We start from the raw sequence: 19,626 nt of genomic DNA, 5'->3' as shown, positions 1-19,626 counted from the left end.
ATGTATTCAACAATATCTCAGCTTGAAGTGGAAATGATCGGACCAGAATCTCTCGCATTAGCCGTCCTTGTTATTCCATTGTTTGGCTCACTACTTATTGGGTTACTTGCGAGACTGTCGTCAACAAAACACCTCTCTCGAATTGGATGGCCGATTGCAGCCATTACGACGACGGTGACCTTTGTATTATCTGTAGTACTGACTACCGTAATTGTCGTACATGGACCAATTGAGTATAGCATTGACCCGAGCATGCTTACTCCTCCAGTCATCATCAGTGCTGATGCATTCTCTGCAGTTGTGATCTTTCTGGATGTCTTACTAGCTGTCGGGATTTTGGTGTATACACGAACGGTTGGTCCACGTGGTTCTCTCTTTTATATGGCCTATCTTTTTCTTGTCGCCTGTGTCATTGGCGTTGCGGTCATTGGCGATTTGTTTATGATCTATCTCTTCATCCTTGGTGTAAGCATTGCCACCGGCATTCTTGTTGACGCCGGAAAGCGGCGAGGGGCAACATATGCTGCTTTTAAACTCGTTGTCATGGGTGCAATTGGAGCAACAATCTATCTGTTCGGTGTCTTACTCTTGGTTCGAACTGCAGGATCATTCAGCTTCGGGTCAGCAGCTGAGGCGATCAGCTCAGTTGGATACCAAGATCCGTACACAGTAACAGTATTTATCCTAATGTTCGTTGGATTGGGTGTTAACATTGCCCTGTTTCCGGTCCATACGTGGCTTGCTCGTGCCCACGCTGATGCACCAGATGCGGTTAGTGCATTAGTTTCGGGTGTTGTTCCAGCAGTAGGGATTTATGCGTTTACCCGTGTTGCATACACCATTTTTGGCGCAGAATTCCTTGAGGTGAATGCCACGCTGACAACAGTACTGCTTATTACCGCTATTGTGACGATGTTGGCTGGAAACCTTTTTGCCCTACTACAGGAGAAAATGAAGCTTCTATTGGCCTATTCAACGATTTCACAGGTTGGACTTGTAATGACTGGCCTGGTAATTGCCAACGAACGAGCAGTATTTGGAGCCATCTTGCACATTTTCGGGCATGGTATTATCAAGGGTGCACTCTGTCTAGTGGCTGGAATGTTTGCATTACAGTATGGGGCCAGAACAATGACAGAGTATGCTGGACTCGCTGATAGAATGCCGGCTTCTGCGTTGACGTTTGGTATCTTAGGAATTGCTATGATCGGACTCCCACCAACTGTTGGTTTCATCGGAAAGTGGTACATTGCGACCGGAGCTATCGCTGAAGGGCTGAGTATAGTTGCGTTTCTTGTTATTGTGAGCACCTTGTCGACCCTTGCATATGTTCTTCCATTTATCAATCGAGTATACTTTGTGGACTTTGATGGCCCAACCGTCCCAATGAAACCCGTTTCCCGCAAGATGGTTATTGGTATAGTAATTGCGGCATTGCTTGCAATCTCAATCGGTGTGTTGTCTGGATGGATCGAAACACTGCTTAGTCCAGCAATTACTGATCTTCTCCAATAATAGAGCAATGAGCAAATCCAACAAAGGCAATTCTCTAAATACTACTCCGATCAATGTGCCCGATTAACGAACAACACAATCGAGCTGATGAACAGTGACATCCCCAGTATAAAATAAAACCAATCTCCGGGAAGCCGATCTGACATCTCAAAAATAATCTCAGATGCCAGTAGTCCGACAACAAAAATATATAAAACCACGTCGGCGTTTCGCACCTTCATGGTTTACGTTTGTGCATTTAATCCTCATACTAAAATTGTGGACACGGTATATTATAATTAACTCAAATTCCGCCGACAGGAACGAATACAAATGTTAGATACGCACCAACGGTTGAGATTACCGGCACAATATTTTGCATGACAATAACTCGTGCAGTTGTTCCAGGGTCGAACAGGTCTGCTCTCCCAGGAAGTTCTTCAGGATCTTCTTCTCCGATTTCCGGCATTTCTTCACCTGGTTCATCGGCCGCTAGTGCACCGACAGAGACACCAGCATCTGTATCACTCTTAACAGTCTCTTGTAACGACTCTGCTGATCGGGTTGCTCGTCCCCAGCCAAGGCCGATAATCGACATTGTTGCAATAATCACAAATGAAGCCGGAATACCGATTGCAGACAGCCCCGTTGTCAAAATCGATGCAACGGTTGCTACCACAATCGCTGCTGTTAACGGCAAATCCGTAATATCGTTCCCCAGCGTCTCCATTGTCCGACGAGCAATTGTAAATGCTCCAATAGTCACCGCAAGGGACCCAATAATGACGAGTGTCGCCATACTCACTCCGCCAGCTCCGGCTCCATACAGTGGTGCGATTGCATTGGCGATATTTGATGTTCCCGAAGAGAAAGCCATCAGACAGCCAATCAGCACGACAATCCCTGCGCCATACAATTCCTTGTCAGTCGTTCCTGGTCCGCGGTTGATCCGGGGTATTTTTCCAGACCGGTCAATCTCAACGAGAGGACCGTCACTTTGCTGTAATGCAATCCACTGGTTGATATGCGAGTAAAAGTACCGACCAATCACACCAGAGACCCAAAACCCAATAATTGGGGCAACAATCCACCAGATAAGAATTTCACCCATTACCTCCCAATTAAGTTCACCAGAGGCCGCTCCGAGTGCAGCGATTGCTCCTACTGCAGTCATTGACGTCGATGCTGGTACACCAAAGTAATTGCCAATGACAGTGCAATTCCAATAAACAACAGTACAATTGCTGCCGTTTGCAGCGTAAATACATCCGCACCACCAACAATATCAGATCCAAGCGTCTCAACAACTCGTGTTCCGATTGTCCATGCTCCCACAAAGAAAAATATCGACATCAGTGCGGCGGCAACGGTCTTTGAGATAACCCCGGCCCCGACCGCTGGACCAAATGCTGGGCCTGTTGTTGCCCCTCCGATATTATAGCCTACAAAGATGGCAACAACAAATCCAATGACAAGTAATATTCCTTCCACATCAACACTATATTACCGCGGCTATCAAAAGTCAATCCATACAGTATTTGCGTATCCAATAAGCAGTTAACTTTTACAGGCTACGTTCCCATCCCCAAGGAGTCGCCAACGGCGGCAAGTAGGTAGGAGTAGTTCAACAATTGACGCTTAGGCATCCTCTTCGATGTCATCGGCTTCGATATCAGTGAGTTCGAACAATCGTTCATAGTCTTCTGGGAGCTGATTTCTTGCCTTTTCAATGTTCCCTGGTGGCACAACCTCTGACACAACGCCAAGAACTTCTTGTGCTTGTCGATTGGCCGTCGACTTATCAACGTTCCCTCGTTCACTAACCCGTTCTAAAAACTCAGTGTAGTCGAATCGTTGTCCTGACTCAGCGGTGTTCAAAAACCGGTCAATCTCCATCGGTAGTGGCGAAGCTAAATCCGTTGCTTCCCCTTCGTGTAGTCGCTCTCCAAGCGTCGTCAGCACTGCCCGGGTTGCTCTAACTGCCTGCCCTGGGCCAGGAAGTTCTAATCGATGCTGAACTTGACCGATGAACTCATTGTAATTCATGACAGTTAATATCTAACACTACAAGCTATATTATTGTTTTGGCAACATATACGATAATGAATATAAAACTTGGATATCTAAGGAGACTACTTGTCAATTCCACTCACGGGATGCTCAAATATTCGCTCCCCTGTCTCTTCGCATGAGATGGCAATTACTTCATAGGAGTGGCAGCACGACTCAACGACTTCTTCACCAGCAACGATGTTACCACCGGTGGTTGGGCATGTCTCCAAGAATAATCGGAGTCCATTAAGGAGTTCTCCCTTTTGTGCTGCGTCTATGCGTGTCCAAGATGGATGCCAGTCATCAAGTACTTGAGCACCTGTAACGTCTGCAAGCATTGCAGCGGCCGAAGGCCACTGTCCAATAATTCGCTCTTCTCGCTGTAGTCTATAGGCATCACCATCGGAGATCAACTCAAATTCACCAACCGGTTCGTCATCAATGCCCATTGTGTTGATAATATCAGCACTGGTTATCGTGTCTGCATCAGTTGCCTCCATCTTATTTATCCATTCCGTGTTAAATTCTTCAGTGAGACACAGGTCATTGATATCTTCGCACTCCTCTATGACTCCGATTTCTCGGAAATATGTCTCTTTGTCCATCTCTTTGACAAGGATTTGTTCACCTTCATCACCTTCACGGCTCGGAGTTGACTGCCCTTCCGTATTCTCTTCTTGTGGTTGGGTTGGAGTAGTTTGAATACCAGACTGCATATCTGGATACGGGTCTTTCCCAAAGAGTCGAAGGATCGGTGCTGGGAGATATTGCTTGGTTAGTTCCGGTGTTTTTGGAATCAGATATCCTCGTAGGTATATCAGTACCACTGATCCAGCGAACGCGACCAACGCAGCTGGCTTTGACCGTCGGGCAATGACACCTGACACAACTGCTGCAATGCCGATGTTAGCTATCGTACATGGCTCACAACGGTTTTCGCCTGTATACTCTGGCTGTCGAAGCGTCTTAATGATCCTGTTCTTCACAATGACCAGCTAGTACCTCAAACTACATTATTCGTCCCGTCCGGTAGCAATTGTAATGAACACTGTAAGGGCATAGCACGGAAACTCTGCCATTCATTTGCTTATTAACATGTATGTTAACCGGACTGAGGATGTCAACTGCCTCGGGGGCAAGCCTCGGTACAGTCGCCTTGACCGCCTGTACAGCAGACGTTTTGTTTCGGAGAACCGCTTATAATTGCTCGGTCAATAGTGCAGACACTTGTCCAACTAATGAACAGCATAGGATGTCCACAGTGCGATCGACAGGTTCGAAAACAGCACTGCAAAATCGTTTGTCCAGTGCACGGAGTTGTGTATGACTGCTCGGATCCGTTCCGCTGAGAATCTGTAACTTCGAGTATAGAGGCGGTACAAGGCAACCATCTCAAGGCTTGACCTCGGTGTTTGCGTCAGCAAGTGTCGGGTTCCTCCCACGGAGGCAAGTTCCCTGATATCTGGCTTGAGACTCTATGAAGAGAATCTGTCTGTGATTAGCTAAATCAGCAGCGTAGGAAGTGCAGATTACCATTGAGCGAGGTAGAGCACTTCAAGTAGAACCCAAAGTAACTTGGTTTTATAAACTATATCTCTAGCATGAGCCAAACCGACGAACTACGACAACTAATCACTCACTCACAAGAAATCGCTGAGCATATTCGTGAAACTGCGGAAACCGCTGATCAGCAATTGCAACTTGCTGAGGAAATTAGTGGAGAAATCGAAGACGTCGGAGCAACAATGGAAGAGGTCGCTGCTGGAGCAACGCAGGCAGCTCAGGCTGCCGAGGAGGCAGCTGAGATTGCTGACAGAGGGGTGTCTACGGCTCAAGAGGCAACCGATGCAAGTGATGTGATGGAAGACGATGTCGGACAGTTAGTTGAAGCGATGGAAAGCATTGGAGAGCAGATGGATCGTATTGATGAGGTCACAGATCTCATCGCGGACATTGCTGACCAAACAAATCTGCTTGCGCTGAATGCAAACATCGAAGCGGCTCGCGTTGATTCTGGTGCTGAAGGATTTACCGTTGTTGCTGATGAGATTAAGGAATTGGCAGAAGAAACAAGCAATCATGCTGATGAGATCCGATCTGCTATCAATGCGTTACAAAGTAGCACCGAGACCGGTTTAAACGCAGCTGAAGCAACCCGTGACTCGGTGCGAAAAAATAGCAAGCGTATTACCGACGCTCGTGATGCCTTTGAGGACCTTGCCGAAAGCATTGACGCTGCTGCCGAAGGGGCAGCAGAAATCGCAGAGGCAAACGATTCCCAAGCTGAAAGCATTGACCGTCTTGCACAACGCACGGATGATCTGTATGATCAGTCTGAATCTGTCGATCAGCGTATGACGACAAGTAAAGAGTTAGCTGGCAGGCAGGTTGAAATTGCAACCCACGCAAGTGAGTTTATCAATGGTCTTGAAGGAATGGCATACCGGCTTGAAAACGAACCAGGCTGGCCGACATTGTTCGCATCTGCAAACACTGAATCACTCACTGGCTATCCACCTGAAGCGTTGATTGAGGGCCGCATTTCACTTGGAGAAGATATAATCCATCCGAATGATCAGGAAGCTGTTCAGCAGGCTGTTGATGCCGCAGTGGAAGAGCGTGACAGCTATGATATTATTTACCGAATTCAGACCTCGGATGACATCGTGAAGAAAGTCCGTGAACAGGGAAGGGCTGTATTTGATGAACATAACGAAGTTGAGGCACTTGAAGGCTATATCTGGGAATACGACACCCAAGACGTACAAAACTTGATAGATAATTCAAACAGCATATCTGAAGAACAACAACCAGCCTACACAGCTCAGCCGGATTAGATAAGGCGGAGATATGACTGTGCCAAGGCGGCTTTTCCGCCATCGTAACCGGATAACATCGGGATTCGCCCCACGCTACGTCTGAAGGCCTCCCCTTTGGACCGCTGACTGTGGATACCGACAAATACGGTAACGCTGAATCCCATGCCGGGATCAGAGACGGCGGCTTGGTGGTTCGAGAATCGAAGATTCTTGTCATCACGAAAATCAAAGAGTTTCGAACGACCCTGCAGTAATCTGGTCATGTCGACGAGACTGCATACCTAAAACTCCCAACCCAACGGTGTGGTGCCGTGGGAGTCCCACCCCGTTATGGGTGGAAGAAGGTCAAGTCGGCACCACAGAACGGACAGCCGCCGGGCGTCGAAGGCCCTGTCGTGGACATTAGTATTCACCTCGTGTTCCTCGGAAACGGGAAGAGCGTGTGACACCGAGGACTCGGACACGTTTACGCTTCTCTGTATGCACCAGTTGCTCGCGCCGCCGATTCCCGACTCGGATGATTTCATGGCCGACCACTCAGCTGAAGAAGTGCTCGATCGCGTCGGGATTGACTTGGATGCGCTTGCCCTCGGGGACTACCACAAGCCGGAGGAGGATGTCGTCGACAGCGTTCCGGTTTGGTAAGCTGGATCGACCGAACGCTGTAGTCTCAGCGAAGAAGAACCGCGAAGTGTGAATCTGCTCAAGATTGAAGACGGCACGATTCGACGCCGATAAAGCTCTTCTCCTCAAGTTTGTTTACTTGTGTTGGTCAACGAGGTCGCTCAGGCCAAAGAGGCGAACATCGTCCCGAGAGTCTGCGACATCGGTAAGATCGTCTGTGTATCCAGAGCGACTGAAGAATACGTAGAGCGGTTCTGCGTTCGCGGGTGACCCAGACCACTGAACTTCTGCTGTGGTTCTTTCGAGATCGGAGAGCACGCCCTCGCTCACGGGCGATGACGTGAACTTGCACTCACCAGCAACGAGGCCCTCATCGGTAAGCCCGAGTACGTCTAGTTCGTGTTCTTTGAACCACCACTGACCAACATCACGGAACTGCCGGTCGATGAGTGTTCGGAGCGCCCGCTGACACAGCCGTTCGAAAAGCGGGCTCACGTAATCCGCGAGTTCAGGGGCGACGAGCTCTTCGTACGCGTCATCTCCAAGGATGCGAAGTTGATCTTGGTTTCCATGGACGAATCGGAACCAGAAGCGAAAGAGTGGTGCAGCGATTCGATACCGACCTCGTTTCGATGCTGTTGGCGACTCTGTCACCGGAATATGTCGTTCGACGAGACGGAGTCGACGGAGTTTCTGCAGATACGTACTGAGCGACTGTGACTCGACACCGGCCATCCCCGCGATCTCGTTCGGTGTTCGCCGGCCGTGAGCAAGCGCCCGGAGTATACTGAAATACGTGTTGGGCTGGCGGAGTTCAGTCCGGAGCAGAAACTCCGGCTCTGAGTACAGTAACCCACGTTCCGAGAGAATCGACTGTTGGACGTTCGCTGCCAGTGACCGATCAGGATCGATTGTCTGCAGGTAGTACGGCGTCCCACCGTAGATTGACCACGCTGTGACCGTAGTTTCGGGGTCGTAGCCCGGGAAGAAGTGCCGAGAATCAGTTAATGAGAGTGGCTCGAGATCGAACGTCGCCGTTCGGCGTCCGTACAGCGGAGCGCTTCCGGAGAGAACCTTGTTCTCCATAACGCTAATCGAGGAACCGACGAGGACGAGCGTCGTCTCGGTGTTTTGTAGGTGCAGATCCCAGACGCGCTGAATTCGTGATGGGAGTGAGTCGTCTTCCTCGATGAGAAACGGGAACTCGTCGATGATGACGATCGCGTCTTCTTCGCCGAGAGATTCGAGGACCACTTCCCAGTCACGTCGGACGTTCTGTATCGATGGGAACTGCGCAGTGGCAGCGTCGACGAACTGTTCCAGCTGGTTCTGTGCGGTCGATTCGACTGCCTGGTAGTAGATGGCGTCGTCTCGGTCAGAGATGGACTGACGGACGAGTTCACTCTTCCCGAGGCGGCGGCGGCCGTAGATGACGACGAACTCGGCGGAATCGGACTCATAACAGCCCGTCAGGTGATCAAGTTCGTACTCCCGATCAACGAACTGTGTCATATGGGTCATCGAATCCGCGCTACATTAGAACTTTGGATTTTGGAAATCACGATTATGGAAAGAAGGATTTCTTTCTTGACGTGAGAAAAAGAGAAGAGAGGAGCCTATTTCAGCTACAGGTTATCCAGATCGGCAATAACTGTTCACTCAGTCTCAGCTTCGAAGTATGCAATCGCTACAACTCGCTTGCCAGTGAACACTAGCAGATCGTGAATTCGCAGTTCTCCGTCGGTGTCCTCGGTGATACTTTCGGACGTCGGTGGAAACACTACCTCTACCTCTTCCCCAGTAGGGAGCGTGTCAGCCTCCGTCTTAGAGATTGGTCGGTTAGGGAGACTGTTGAGCATATTGGGGGCTCCGGTACCCGCCAGATTGTGTGTTCCGATACGACCCACGCAGGGATTCCCGCTGGCGAAGGACGATCAGCGGTTGAGCCAGTAGTGCTAGTCTTCGATAGCTTGCTCCGTCTTGTCGTTGACATCAAGAGGTTCCAGTTGTTCCAGTGGCATCCTCGTCGGTCCATCGTCACTAACGTAGAACCAAATATCAATTTTAATTTATAATGTTTAGTTATTAATTTTGCGTTGATTACCACAAGTTTAAACGCCGGGGGTCTGATTCATCAACCGCTTTACGGCGGTATCGAGGCGAACACTCACCCGTTTACGGGTGGGGTGGATGAAGCCACCAACTGAGAATCTCTCCACGGGGTTAAGCCGTCCTGAAGTCTTGTATTCAATCGGATCGTAGACATGGCCACACCGAGGCGGTTTCGCCGCCCTGTTGAACGGATGATATCGGGGGTTTGTCTACCTTCGGACCGCTGGCTGTGGATTCCGACAAACCACGGTACCGCTGAATACCATGCCAGGATCACAAACAGCAGCTTTGTCCTGCTAGTAATCTGGTCATGTCAACGAGACTGCGAACCTGAAACTGCCAACTAGGCGGTGTGATGCCGTGGGAATCCCACCCCGCTCACGGGGGGAGTAGGTCAATACCCAACAACCGTATGTATAATAGCAATAATTCTTTATTATGAGCCTCACGACGGAGGTGTTATTAGGTGTATATTTGGGTCTCCTTGCTGGGATTATTCCTGCGTTTATTGCTGGGTTTCTTGGATTCCTATTTCGATATGCAACAGGAGTATCAATACCGGCATTTGCAGTAATTGTTCTCGCCGCTGCTGTTGCTGGTGTTAACGGTGGCCTTATGGGACTTCTTGATGAGAGTGTCGCACGTGCTCCACGGTTCATCGTGGCAATCTTGATTGTAATGATGCTTGCTATTTATGCACATAGCCAAGGAGACAAGCTTGGCGCTGAACTTCCTCGTAGATTCTCGCTTCGATCAATTCGACGTCAAACACTTTCTGCAGATGTAATCCGTGTTGTAGGTGGGTTTGGCGAAGTTACAATTCGGCCAGTGTCTGTGACCGACATGGAAGGATATCCGCCGGTTAACGATGAACTTCGCACGAAGCTACAGGAAGAAGCAGTTACACTGCCTGCTGATCTTCCAATTCCGGAATTGGAGGCACGATTAGAAGACCGACTAAAAGTTGAACATGAACTAACTGACATTTCCGCTTCAGTCGATGAGCAAGGGAATGCACATCTCACAGTTGCTCCTCCACTAGGAAGTCTTTCACAGCTTGTTCCTCACAATCGTCGGGCCGTATCGATAACTGGACTTATTCCAGATGGTGTCTCACGCGGTGATCGAGCTATTTTGAAGACTCCTTCACAAACGATCAGCGGAAAGGTAATCAGTGTTGGCGAATCTGCTCGTACTCCTGATGTGGATACCGAAAGAGAACGTCTGAACCTGACTGATCAGCAGGGGCAATCCCGTCTAACTGTTGTTGTTCACGAGAATCGGGTAAGCTCATTGCTTGAAGCGAATGATGTTCGAGTAGCAATTCCTTCACAGGGTGTCCGACGTGAGTTTGAGGTCTTGTCTGTATTGCGTGAAGCTGGGAACCAGTTCCAAAAACTTACGATTCGCAAAGAAAGTACGTTTGATGGACGGTCAATATCTCTTCCAAAGATACGCGACGAACATGGTATTGCTATTGTAGCATTCCGCCAGACTGGATCCAGACAAACAGCACGAAAAGGATGGGAATTTGCCACCGATGGTGAAATTATCCTCTCTGCTGGAGATGAACTCTTTGCTGTCGGGTCTCAATCACAGCTTCAGGACTTTGAAACCGTAATCACTGGGGGGACTATTCAATGATTGAAAATGTTGAACTTGTACTTGATGGTGCAGTTCGAATCCTCGGACTCGGAGTACTCAGTACCGTTGTCGGAGCAGTTGCAGCCAGTTTATTCAGGTGGTATTCTGGCATGCCTCTCCCAGAGGGTATTGCTGTTTTACTTGGATTAAGTGCCGTGGCCCTCTGGCTCAATACGACAGCCACACTTGGATTAGCCATTGGCGGAACAGACATTGCTGTTGGACTCCAGCCGGCAGTATTAACCCTGCTGTCCTTTGCTGCTGGAGGCATCGGCGCGGATCTTGGACGTCGACTCGGTGATCGGATTGGAGTCAACATCGTAGACATGGCTCATCTTCCGAATATTGACGGAAATGTTGGTGAACTTGTTCGATCAAAGGGACGAATTCTTCGCGTTCGCCTTCCAAAAGAAATCGATGACATCTCAGGATATGATACGGTTTCTGAGGAAGTCAAAGCAGAAATCTCAGACACTGTCCTATTGCTCCCACGTCCGATCACCACGACTGAGCTCAAAACCCGAATCATAGAGCGAATCAAAACGGATTATTCTGTCGGGCACGTCGATATTGAACTAACGACCGACGGATCTGTTGAATATCTAGCTGTCGGCGGACGAACATCTGGCCTTGGACCGACACTTGCTCCGGGAACCGTGGCAGTTGCAATTCGTGCAGACCCTCCTGCTGCCGCAAGTACTGGCGATACTGTACAAGTCTGGGATGTGACAGACAGTCCAACGGTTGTTACAGATGGTGAATTCCGTGGGAAACACGGAGACGTTGTAACACTTGCTGTTGATTCCAGTGCAGTCAATGCTCTGTCAGCAACCAATCAGTATCGGCTGGCTACACTTCCTGATGGTTCATCCGCAGACCGCGAATTTGCCTCCCTCCTCCGATCTGCACCAGAGACAATGGAAAAGGTGACGATAACCGAAGAAAGTACGCTAATCGGTCAGCCAGTTTCAGCGTTAACTGGGACAACGATTGCAATTCGCTCAGAAGATGGAACAACGACGGTTCTCCCAGACACTTCCCGGCTAATTCAAGCTCAAGATACCTTGTATCTGATTGCTAGCCCCGATTTACTTCGGCAGGCTAAACAGCTTTCCTGAATTCTCTTTTATTCGTCGAACATGTCGACCGGCGCTCTGTTCCTAATACGAAATGCTAAAACGCACGTTTTCCATAGCCTGAGGCAGTGTCTCAAGATGTTGCCACGGTGTTACTTGGTGATCCATTCGCCGTTATGAATACCATCGGGCTGGTCGCATTCGCATTCGTAGGGGCTTCAAAGGGTATTGATGAAGAGTTTGACCTGTTTGGCATTGCTATTGTTGGGTTAGCAATGGCGTTTGCAGGCGGTGTGACTCGTGATCTTCTTGTCATGCGAGTTCCGTTAGCACTCCAATCACCGATTGAGATTGGCTTAGGTCTACTTGGTATTCTTCTTGCAATCTTATTGAGCATCGCTTTGTCTTCACCAGAGCGTCATCCAGTTACGGTTATTTCCGATGCAATCGGGCTTGCTGCGTTCGCAACAACTGGTGCAATTGTCGCGACCGAAGCCGGGATCTCTGCGCTCGGAATTATCGCAGTTGCAATGATTAATGCTGCTGGGGGCGGAGCATTTGCTGACATCCTTCTTGACCGCTCTCCGTTCATTCTGTTTGAAGACTTTTATGCGAGTTGTGCTGTCCTAGGAGGAATTTCATATTGGCTGGTCGGTCCGGTTGGGGGTCTTGAAGGAATGGCTGCGGCTGCATGCGCGACGATAACAGTCATGACTCGGTTGATCGCAGTCTCATATGGCTGGAGTCTCCCTACAGCACAAGATTTGGAACGACTACGAGCCTAGTACTCATTTGACGTCAAAGGCATATATCGTAATATTTGAAACCTGATCTGCGCATACGCACGATTTACAGCGGTAGGAGGCGAAATTTCATTTGTTCAGGAGTGTGAATGAAGTCGACAATTAGGATCCGACCAACATGAGGTCGTCAATCTAGAGTGTTGTTCGTAACTGAGACGTAGGCATAGCTGTCTCCATGCGGCTCAACTGCCCAAGACCCCGGACAATATTGGGATTTGGGCCACACTACATCTGAAGAAATTCCCGGTTGAGCCGCTGGCCGTGGATTCCGACACACACGATACCTTTGCATTCTATGTCGAGGTCGAAGATGGCGGCTTGACTTCGCCAGTGGTCTGGTTATGTCGAACCGACTGCAACTCTGATCCTTCCAACCAAGCGGTGCAGTACCGGGGGATTCCTGCCGATTTTTAGCCGTGGATGGAAATAAATGAACAGATTCTCTATTAGCGGTCAGCCGTCTATATGATTTTGTGTTATACGCTGACATAGGTTGCTCCTACCGCAGTTGTCATGAAGCTATAGACCGTTGTATTTGTACTCGGTATACAATTTACTCATGACACAATTTGTTTTATACGGAGGAAAAGGGGGAGTAGGCAAGAGTACAATGGCAGGGGCGACTGGATTGCTTGCTTCCAACAACGGTTATAAGACACTAGTTATTAGCACGGATCCAGCCCACAGCCTTTCTGATGCGCTGGACACGGATGTTGACGATACACCGACACAGATCAAGTCAAACCCATTACTTGATGCGATTGAGATTGACCCAAAGCACCGGTTTCGAGAACGATATGGAGATGACTTTAATCAAATACTGAACGATGTCAAATCGCTAGGAGTTGATGTCCAAGATAGGGATATTGACGCAATCACCGAGCGCGGGTTAATTCCAGGTGCCGATGAAGTTGCAGTTCTTGATCTATTTGTCGAGTACGATGACCATCCTGAATATGAAGTCGTAATTTTTGATACAGCACCGACCGGCCATACACTACGACTATTGAATCTACCAGATGTGATGAACACGACACTCGGACGACTTCTTTCGCTTCGTGGCCGACTAACATCGGTGGCAGGAACCGTTGGAAAACTCTTCGGAAGAGAAGATAACTCAATTACCTATAGTGATCGGGTTGATCGGCTTGAATCCATCACCGAAAATGTTGGTGACAGATTACGAAATGGTGATCGGACAGAATTTCGAGCTGTAACGCTCCCTGAGTCAATGGCAATCGCAGAAACAAGACGATTATTATCACAGCTAGATGAAGATGAAATTTCAGTCGGTTGTGTAATCATGAATCGTGTTTTACAAGACGCATCCCCTGATTGTTCGACCTGTTGGCCCCGATATCAGGACCAACAAGAGCAGATTAGCATTGCTGAATCAGAGTTTGCTCCAGCTATTTATCAAATCCCGCTTCTGTCCGGAACTTCCGGCTTTGACCGCGTCGATAAGATTGCAGGGATGCTTGATGACAAGTTAGACAGTGAGTTCTGAATGAAAAGTAGCGCGAGTTCCTCGTCCCACCGTTGGTGGAGCTTAATACTCTCGCTGTCCAATTAGAATTGTTATAATAATAGCGGAGCGAATGCCACAGACTGGCCTATGGAATAATGTTAGACATACAGTTCAGCCGTGGCTCATGGTTTGGAAAGTACAGTGCGCAGGAGACATGTCGTACAGCCAGCTTAGGCGCTACTCGTCCCAGACTGCTGACTGGACGATAGCGTTATTTGTGCATTCTGTTCACGAACTGCCTTTTTCAACCGCTTAATGAGTTCCATAACGACTTCTTTTGCTACTTTACCCGCGGCCGCTTTGAGTATTGCTTTGATCAGCCAATTCATAACAACCACCGTGTTACAATACAACAAAGTATTCCATGGTAATGAAGCTTACCGTGATCCTCTCATAGTCAACCCCTGACCTTTGTGAACTATCCCTGGCTACTCGCCGCCGTTGGTCGCTCCTTGAGCACGGGGCTTAGCGCCTGCATTCAGCTAAATCGCAAATATAGAGCTAAAAATTACCACCTACAGGATACTTACGTTGATACTGAGTCAAATCTCTTGGATTTATTTGTGGGAGGAAATCGAACAGTCGCAGAAGCAGTCCAGTCAATTTAGTTATCTGGTGTTATCGTGATAGTGTGTGTGTCCTGCCAGCCGTCGGTCACTGATACAGTTGCTTGGTCGATATTTGCATCCTCAACATGAAGGAATGTTGCCGGATAGGTAATCACCTGCGCGACCATACCAGCTTCGCACTCGACGTGTGCATCTACCGTTAGCCGCTCTCCTTCCGTTGTAACATCATCAACCACGAGATTATCACATCCAGCATCAGGACCAACACTAGCGATATACAGCAAGCAGTCAGTCGAAAAATCGACACCATTGACATTGCTTACTTCACCGTCACTTAGGTCCTTGATATCCTCCTGAGATACAGCAAGCTCCGCGTGAGCATGTGTATCCCCGTGATTGAACCATTCAGGACTACTCTGGCTAGCGTCAATTGTAAACGTTTTCCAATGTGAGTCTGCCATACGAGTACATTGTGCTGATTAGGCAAAATCTTGGCGACAACATAGACACTTGGTGCTCAGATTATCCTGTGAGAAAATCAATATACGGAAGATTGAGATCTACAAAGATATAGACAGAGTGCCTCGGGGCCTGACCCCGAGGTACTTCACTTTATGTTACCGTGGTACCTCCAAAGCGGCCGCAACATCAACGAGTCCAGCACCTTGCTCGTTATCGTCTAATCCAATGTCCTCAGCGCTTGACAACAACTGTTGCCGTGCTTCATCAACAGACTCAGTGTTATTGATTACGTGAGCGGCCGCCCCCGTGACGTGCGGTGCTGCCATTGATGTTCCGCTCTGTGTACTATATCCATCCAGATCAGCGGAATAGACTTCTGCTCCCGGTGCTGCGATATCCGCTTCTGGGCCCCTGCTGGAAAACCCAGCCAGGCTGTCGTTCTCGGTTGTTGCAGTAACTGCGACAAACTCATCATATGCAGCAGGATAGCCAATTGAATCGCTTCGACCACGATTACCAGCTGCAGCAATAGGTAATACACCAGCCTCAAGCGCGTATTCACCCGCTGCCTCAAGAGCTGGAGCTGATCGTGGTGACCCCAGACTGAGGTTAATTACATCCCAACCCTGATCAGCTGAATGCCGAATTGCTTCCGCAATCGCAGATGTCCGGCATCGGCCAGAGGAATTGCATACTTTCAGAGCGTGGAGTGTCGCGTCCGGAGCAACTCCAAGGACGCCCTCCGAACTTTCTTCCGCAGCGATCGTTCCTGAAACATGCGTTCCATGGCCGCTGTCGTCAGTCCACGGGTATTCACAGTCTCCGCCCCCGCATGACGACCATGCATTGTGGTTCTCCTCATCTGATGGGTCCGCTATGTTTTCCTCAAGATCTGGATGAGTATTGTTAATCCCACTATCGATTACACCTACCTCAATTCCGGATCCGGACTCTCCTGACTCATGAACGGCTGGAGCTCCAATTCGGTCGATGCCCCATGGAACAGTTTGATCCTCTGGTGTTTCCTCAACATCGACAGGCGGCATGTCTAAGTATCGGTCAGGTTGTGCAAAGTCAACATCACGGCGAGAAAGTAGTGTCTCAAGACGGGCATCGGAGAACGTTCCACTTACCAACTGCAACGATGTGTGATCCGTCAGATCAATTGTTAGAGGACTACTCTCCGACATCGTCGAGATCGCCGAAACTGCATCATTGGATTTTGTACCGATAATGTATCGGTTCATTCGCTCGTAAATTGCCGCACCGACACCTAATCCAACAACGCCAACGCCAGCGCTTTTCAGCAAATCCCGCCTTGAGAACTTCCTACTTGGCATATGATCACAATAGTCGTGGAGAAGTATAAACTTGTAGCTGCCTACTGTAACGGCCGTTAGCAGGTTAATTTGTGTTTAGTTCAACGTCGTCCGATAACTCCTGCTCATTGTCATTGGTTGCTTCTGAGCTGCGTGGCGTTTTATTCGATCCAGACTCAGCGGATGTTGTCTCTTGATTTGCTGAGCGTACTTCTGGATGGGTGTTCGGTCCTCTGTCAACTGGTGTCCCTGCTGAAGCTTCCTCAACTGGCGTGGTTAGTCCTTCCCGCAGATCATCTCCAAAGTGTGTACCAAACGCTCCAACAGCAACGCCCAGTAGAACCGATATAAGTAACGTTGTCGGCGATACAGAGCTAATTGCCACAGCTGCTCCTCCAATCGAATTTCCAATCACTCCACCAGAAAGAAGAAGCGCCAGCTTGGATACACCAGCAGCAGTTGCTCCCTCTACAATAGGCCGGCCTTTGACAGCAAGTCCAAACACAAGACTGGCGAGGAACATGCCAATAAATGCTCCTGCAAAGGCAAGGACTGATAGACCAATATAGGTCCCTAGCCCAATGATGATAAGCGCAACTCCAAACATCGTTGCCGAAAATAATTGTGAGCTATTCTCTTGCATGGGTGTATTCATGAGGTGAAGAGTAATGTGCTTTTCCCGTGCATTCGTGAGTGACTCAGGGAAGGAGTATTCGAATAAGCGACATCACAAGGTTTGACTCCCTCATAACGTCTGAAATCGTAAGTCCTCCTCTGCTGACTCTATAATTCATATATTTGTTAACGAGCGAGACAGACGAAACCACATATGGTTACTTTTCCGTAAGATATGCACTGAATATTTATTCACGCAGTACAATCCAAAGCTAGATGTTACCATGGTACACGAATCTGTATTGGAACTTGCATTGGAGATGGCGGATGGAGAACGTGAGCATGAGGTGATCGTTGACCGGGACTCAATGACAGTCGAGATCGGGAAGTACCCGGGAGACACTACAGAACTTCGCAATCCTCATACAGAAGACGAAATATACTACATCATAGAAGGGGAAGGGAAAATTCGAGTTGGCGACACAGTACATGACGTCAAAGCAGGAGATATGGTCTTTGTGGAGCGAGGCACTGAACACGATTTCTTTGATATCCGGGAGCCGATTACAACATTAATTGTGCTTGCAGGAAAAGAAGAACACAGTAGTTACGCGATCAGAGACTCATAATAGTTATATCTGAGGTTTGTATCTCTCTGTTACTCCAGTTGATGGTAGTCTAGTTCGTAGCCAGCATCAAGCGCTTCTTGTACCGACTTACTTGGAGGTGACACGGAGGATGTGTCTACCTGCATTCCGCCATTTTCCTGTTGGATACAGATATTCTGCTGCCATTTAGGGGCAGTATCTGTGTAGTCGAGTCGGTGGTGTGCTCCTCGAGATTCTGTTCGTTCTTGTGCGCTTATTAGTACCGCCTTTGCGCTTGTCAGCATAAATGCGACATCGACAGCAAATTCAAATGTTCGACTCGTTATTTTTCCAATATCCATCTGTCCGAATTTCTCTTCGATTGCAGATAGCTTTGAGAGTCCACGTTCAATTGATTCACCTTCCCTGAGCAATCCGCCGTGTTCCCACATCGCTTCTTGAATCTCTTCGTAGACATCCATCACAGAATGCTGTCCAGATTGATCAGCGAGTGTATTCAGTTCATTGAAGTGTGACTTCGCTTCGGACTGTCGAATCTCTGAGGGTACTATCCCGGGGGTTGGTTCATTTTCAGCGAGATGAGCTCCTGTGATTGTGCCAAAAGCAAGTGTTTCTGCAAGAGAATTTCCTCCAAGTCGGTTGGCTCCGTGTACACCTGCCATCGTCTCACCAATTGCGTAGAGACCATCGATTTCAGTCTCACCGCTATTATCGACAACTACACCCCCCATTCCATAATGGGATGTTGGGGCAACCTCGACAGGCTCCTTAGCTAAATTAACACCCAATGAGGCGAACCGTTCGTACATTCTTGGAAGACGCTCCTGAATAAATTCCTCTTCCTTGTGTGAGATATCGAGATAGACACCTCCATTTTCAGTGCCTCTTCCCTCTTCAATTTCTTTAGCAATAGCTCGGGCAACAACATCTCGGGCATCGAGTTCCATCTGTTTTGGTGAGTATCGCTCCATAAACCGCTCCCCATTGGCATTATACAGTCTTCCTCCTTCGCCACGTACCGCTTCAGTAACAAGTCGTCCACTCCATTGACTCCATTCAGAATCAGTTTCATCAACTGCCATGCCAGTCGGATGGAACTGGACAAATTCCATATCCATCAATGAGGCACCTGCATCATACGCTAACGCAGGTCCGTCACCGTTATTCTCGTCATCTCGTGAGCTATGTCGATTATAGATTGCTGAATATCCACCAGCAGCAAGCACGATAGCTCCTGTGTTGAACAGAAGGAAATCACCAGTATCCATGTCAAATCCGACGGCCCCGTAAATTTGATTTGCGTCAGTCAATAGCTTCGTAATCATTACGTTCTCACGATATGGCACGTTGAGATCCTGTGCTCGCTCAACTAGCGTGTTGAGCATTGACTCGCCTGTATGATCGCCTGCAAACGCTGTCCGTCTAAATGACTGAGCACCAAAGTATCGCTGATCTATATTTCCATCTTCTGTCCGAGAAAACTCCATCCCCCACTCATCAAGCTCTCGGAGTCGGTCGGGCATTTGCTTTGCGACTGCCTCGACCTTATCTGAATCATTGATAAAATGTCCTTCATTCAGTGTGTCTGCTGCGTGAATTGTCCAGTCATCCTCGGGATCGTGTGTTCCGAGTGCTCCGTTGACGCCTCCTCGGGCCCACGTTGTATGCGCATCGCCATGACTCCGCTTTCCAATTACAAGGAGGTCTTCAACACCTTGTTGTGATAATTCAATTGCTGTTCTGGCGCCTGCTGCACCGGCTCCAATAATAAGAACGCCGATATCAATTTGCGTGTATTCGGGTGTGTCACCGCTAATTCCTGCTTGATCAGCTAGAAAACCCATGGATTATACAAGGGTTAGAACGGCATAAACTCTCCTGCAAAAGGAATATATATGTAG

General features: G+C 48.6%; 17 protein-coding genes and 1 pseudogene. 7 read left to right on the top strand and 11 right to left on the bottom strand.

Annotation, left to right across the window (positions count from 1 at the left end; all coding sequences use genetic code 11):
• Entirely contained in the window at nt 1-1,515 is a 1,515-nt protein-coding gene (locus K0C01_RS11800) for a proton-conducting transporter transmembrane domain-containing protein (protein WP_221169892.1), read from the top strand.
• Between the two features lie 283 nt (nt 1,516-1,798).
• Here the strand turns inward: K0C01_RS11800 and K0C01_RS11795 are convergent.
• The 3 genes and pseudogenes from K0C01_RS11795 to K0C01_RS11785 all read right to left on the bottom strand — a co-directional run bounded on the left by K0C01_RS11795 (nt 1,799) and on the right by K0C01_RS11785 (nt 4,532).
• A pseudogene (locus K0C01_RS11795) lies at nt 1,799-2,985 on the bottom strand (anion permease).
• 147 nt (nt 2,986-3,132) lie between these two features.
• Nucleotides 3,133-3,540 (bottom strand): DUF2267 domain-containing protein, encoded by a 408-nt coding sequence (locus K0C01_RS11790; protein WP_221169891.1) that lies wholly within the window; start codon nt 3,538-3,540, stop codon nt 3,133-3,135.
• An 86-nt stretch (nt 3,541-3,626) separates the two neighbouring features.
• Entirely contained in the window at nt 3,627-4,532 is a 906-nt protein-coding gene (locus tag K0C01_RS11785; protein ID WP_221169890.1) for a DUF8054 domain-containing protein, read from the bottom strand.
• A gap of 615 nt (nt 4,533-5,147) precedes the next feature.
• On the opposite strand from K0C01_RS11785, the gene K0C01_RS11780 reads away from it, so the two are divergent.
• Complete coding sequence (locus tag K0C01_RS11780) at nt 5,148-6,383, top strand: methyl-accepting chemotaxis protein (RefSeq protein WP_221169889.1); 1,236 nt, start codon at nt 5,148-5,150, stop codon at nt 6,381-6,383.
• On the opposite strand, the gene K0C01_RS11775 is transcribed toward K0C01_RS11780, so the two are convergent.
• The 3 genes from K0C01_RS11775 to K0C01_RS11765 all read right to left on the bottom strand — a co-directional run bounded on the left by K0C01_RS11775 (nt 6,380) and on the right by K0C01_RS11765 (nt 8,848).
• On the bottom strand, nt 6,380-6,628 hold the full coding sequence (locus K0C01_RS11775) for a hypothetical protein (protein ID WP_221169888.1): 249 nt from the start codon (nt 6,626-6,628) through the stop codon (nt 6,380-6,382). The two genes, K0C01_RS11780 and K0C01_RS11775, sit on opposite strands and share 4 nt — an antisense overlap.
• Before the next feature lie 496 nt (nt 6,629-7,124).
• On the bottom strand, nt 7,125-8,501 hold the full coding sequence (locus K0C01_RS11770) for an ATP-binding protein (protein WP_221169887.1): 1,377 nt from the start codon (nt 8,499-8,501) through the stop codon (nt 7,125-7,127).
• Nucleotides 8,502-8,644: 143 nt separating this feature from the next.
• Entirely contained in the window at nt 8,645-8,848 is a 204-nt protein-coding gene (locus K0C01_RS11765) for a DUF7964 domain-containing protein (RefSeq protein WP_221169886.1), read from the bottom strand.
• Between the two features lie 691 nt (nt 8,849-9,539).
• Here K0C01_RS11765 and K0C01_RS11760 point away from each other — a divergent pair.
• The 4 genes from K0C01_RS11760 to K0C01_RS11745 all read left to right on the top strand — a co-directional run bounded on the left by K0C01_RS11760 (nt 9,540) and on the right by K0C01_RS11745 (nt 14,131).
• Nucleotides 9,540-10,745 carry a TrkA C-terminal domain-containing protein gene (locus K0C01_RS11760; protein ID WP_221169885.1) on the top strand — a complete coding sequence of 402 codons (1,206 nt, stop codon included), beginning with the start codon at nt 9,540-9,542 and terminating at the stop codon, nt 10,743-10,745.
• Nucleotides 10,742-11,863, top strand: coding sequence for a DUF8167 domain-containing protein (locus tag K0C01_RS11755; RefSeq protein ID WP_221169884.1), 1,122 nt, complete (start codon nt 10,742-10,744; stop codon nt 11,861-11,863). The genes K0C01_RS11760 and K0C01_RS11755 overlap by 4 nt, the downstream gene beginning before the upstream one ends.
• An 86-nt stretch (nt 11,864-11,949) precedes the next feature.
• On the top strand, nt 11,950-12,606 hold the full coding sequence (locus K0C01_RS11750; protein ID WP_221169883.1) for a trimeric intracellular cation channel family protein: 657 nt from the start codon (nt 11,950-11,952) through the stop codon (nt 12,604-12,606).
• 577 nt (nt 12,607-13,183) lie between these two features.
• Nucleotides 13,184-14,131 carry an ArsA family ATPase gene (locus tag K0C01_RS11745; RefSeq protein ID WP_221169882.1) on the top strand — a complete coding sequence of 316 codons (948 nt, stop codon included), beginning with the start codon at nt 13,184-13,186 and terminating at the stop codon, nt 14,129-14,131.
• A 191-nt stretch (nt 14,132-14,322) separates the two neighbouring features.
• Here K0C01_RS11745 and K0C01_RS11740 read toward each other — a convergent pair whose 3' ends face one another.
• The 4 genes from K0C01_RS11740 to K0C01_RS11725 form a co-directional block, all read right to left on the bottom strand.
• Complete coding sequence (locus tag K0C01_RS11740; RefSeq protein ID WP_221169881.1) at nt 14,323-14,481, bottom strand: hypothetical protein; 159 nt, start codon at nt 14,479-14,481, stop codon at nt 14,323-14,325.
• 275 nt (nt 14,482-14,756) lie between these two features.
• Complete coding sequence (locus K0C01_RS11735) at nt 14,757-15,182, bottom strand: hypothetical protein (RefSeq protein WP_221169880.1); 426 nt, start codon at nt 15,180-15,182, stop codon at nt 14,757-14,759.
• A 156-nt stretch (nt 15,183-15,338) separates the two neighbouring features.
• Nucleotides 15,339-16,523, bottom strand: coding sequence for a S8 family peptidase (locus tag K0C01_RS11730; RefSeq protein ID WP_221169879.1), 1,185 nt, complete (start codon nt 16,521-16,523; stop codon nt 15,339-15,341).
• 64 nt (nt 16,524-16,587) lie between these two features.
• Nucleotides 16,588-17,145 (bottom strand): DUF8526 domain-containing protein, encoded by a 558-nt coding sequence (locus K0C01_RS11725; protein ID WP_221169878.1) that lies wholly within the window; start codon nt 17,143-17,145, stop codon nt 16,588-16,590.
• Between the two features lie 256 nt (nt 17,146-17,401).
• Between K0C01_RS11725 and K0C01_RS11720 the strand changes: the two genes are divergently transcribed.
• A complete protein-coding gene (locus tag K0C01_RS11720; protein WP_221169877.1) occupies nt 17,402-17,746 on the top strand; it encodes a cupin domain-containing protein in 345 nt (114 codons plus the stop codon).
• Between the two features lie 29 nt (nt 17,747-17,775).
• On the opposite strand, the gene K0C01_RS11715 is transcribed toward K0C01_RS11720, so the two are convergent.
• On the bottom strand, nt 17,776-19,569 hold the full coding sequence (locus K0C01_RS11715) for an L-aspartate oxidase (RefSeq protein WP_221169876.1): 1,794 nt from the start codon (nt 19,567-19,569) through the stop codon (nt 17,776-17,778).
• Nucleotides 19,570-19,626 lie beyond the last annotated feature (57 nt).

It is taken from the genome of Salinarchaeum sp. IM2453, from assembly GCF_019693215.1.
In the GTDB taxonomy this organism is placed as follows: Archaea; Halobacteriota; Halobacteria; order Halobacteriales; family Salinarchaeaceae; genus IM2453.
Note: the sequence above shows the minus strand (reverse complement) of the source record. Positions and strands in the feature narration are given on the sequence as shown.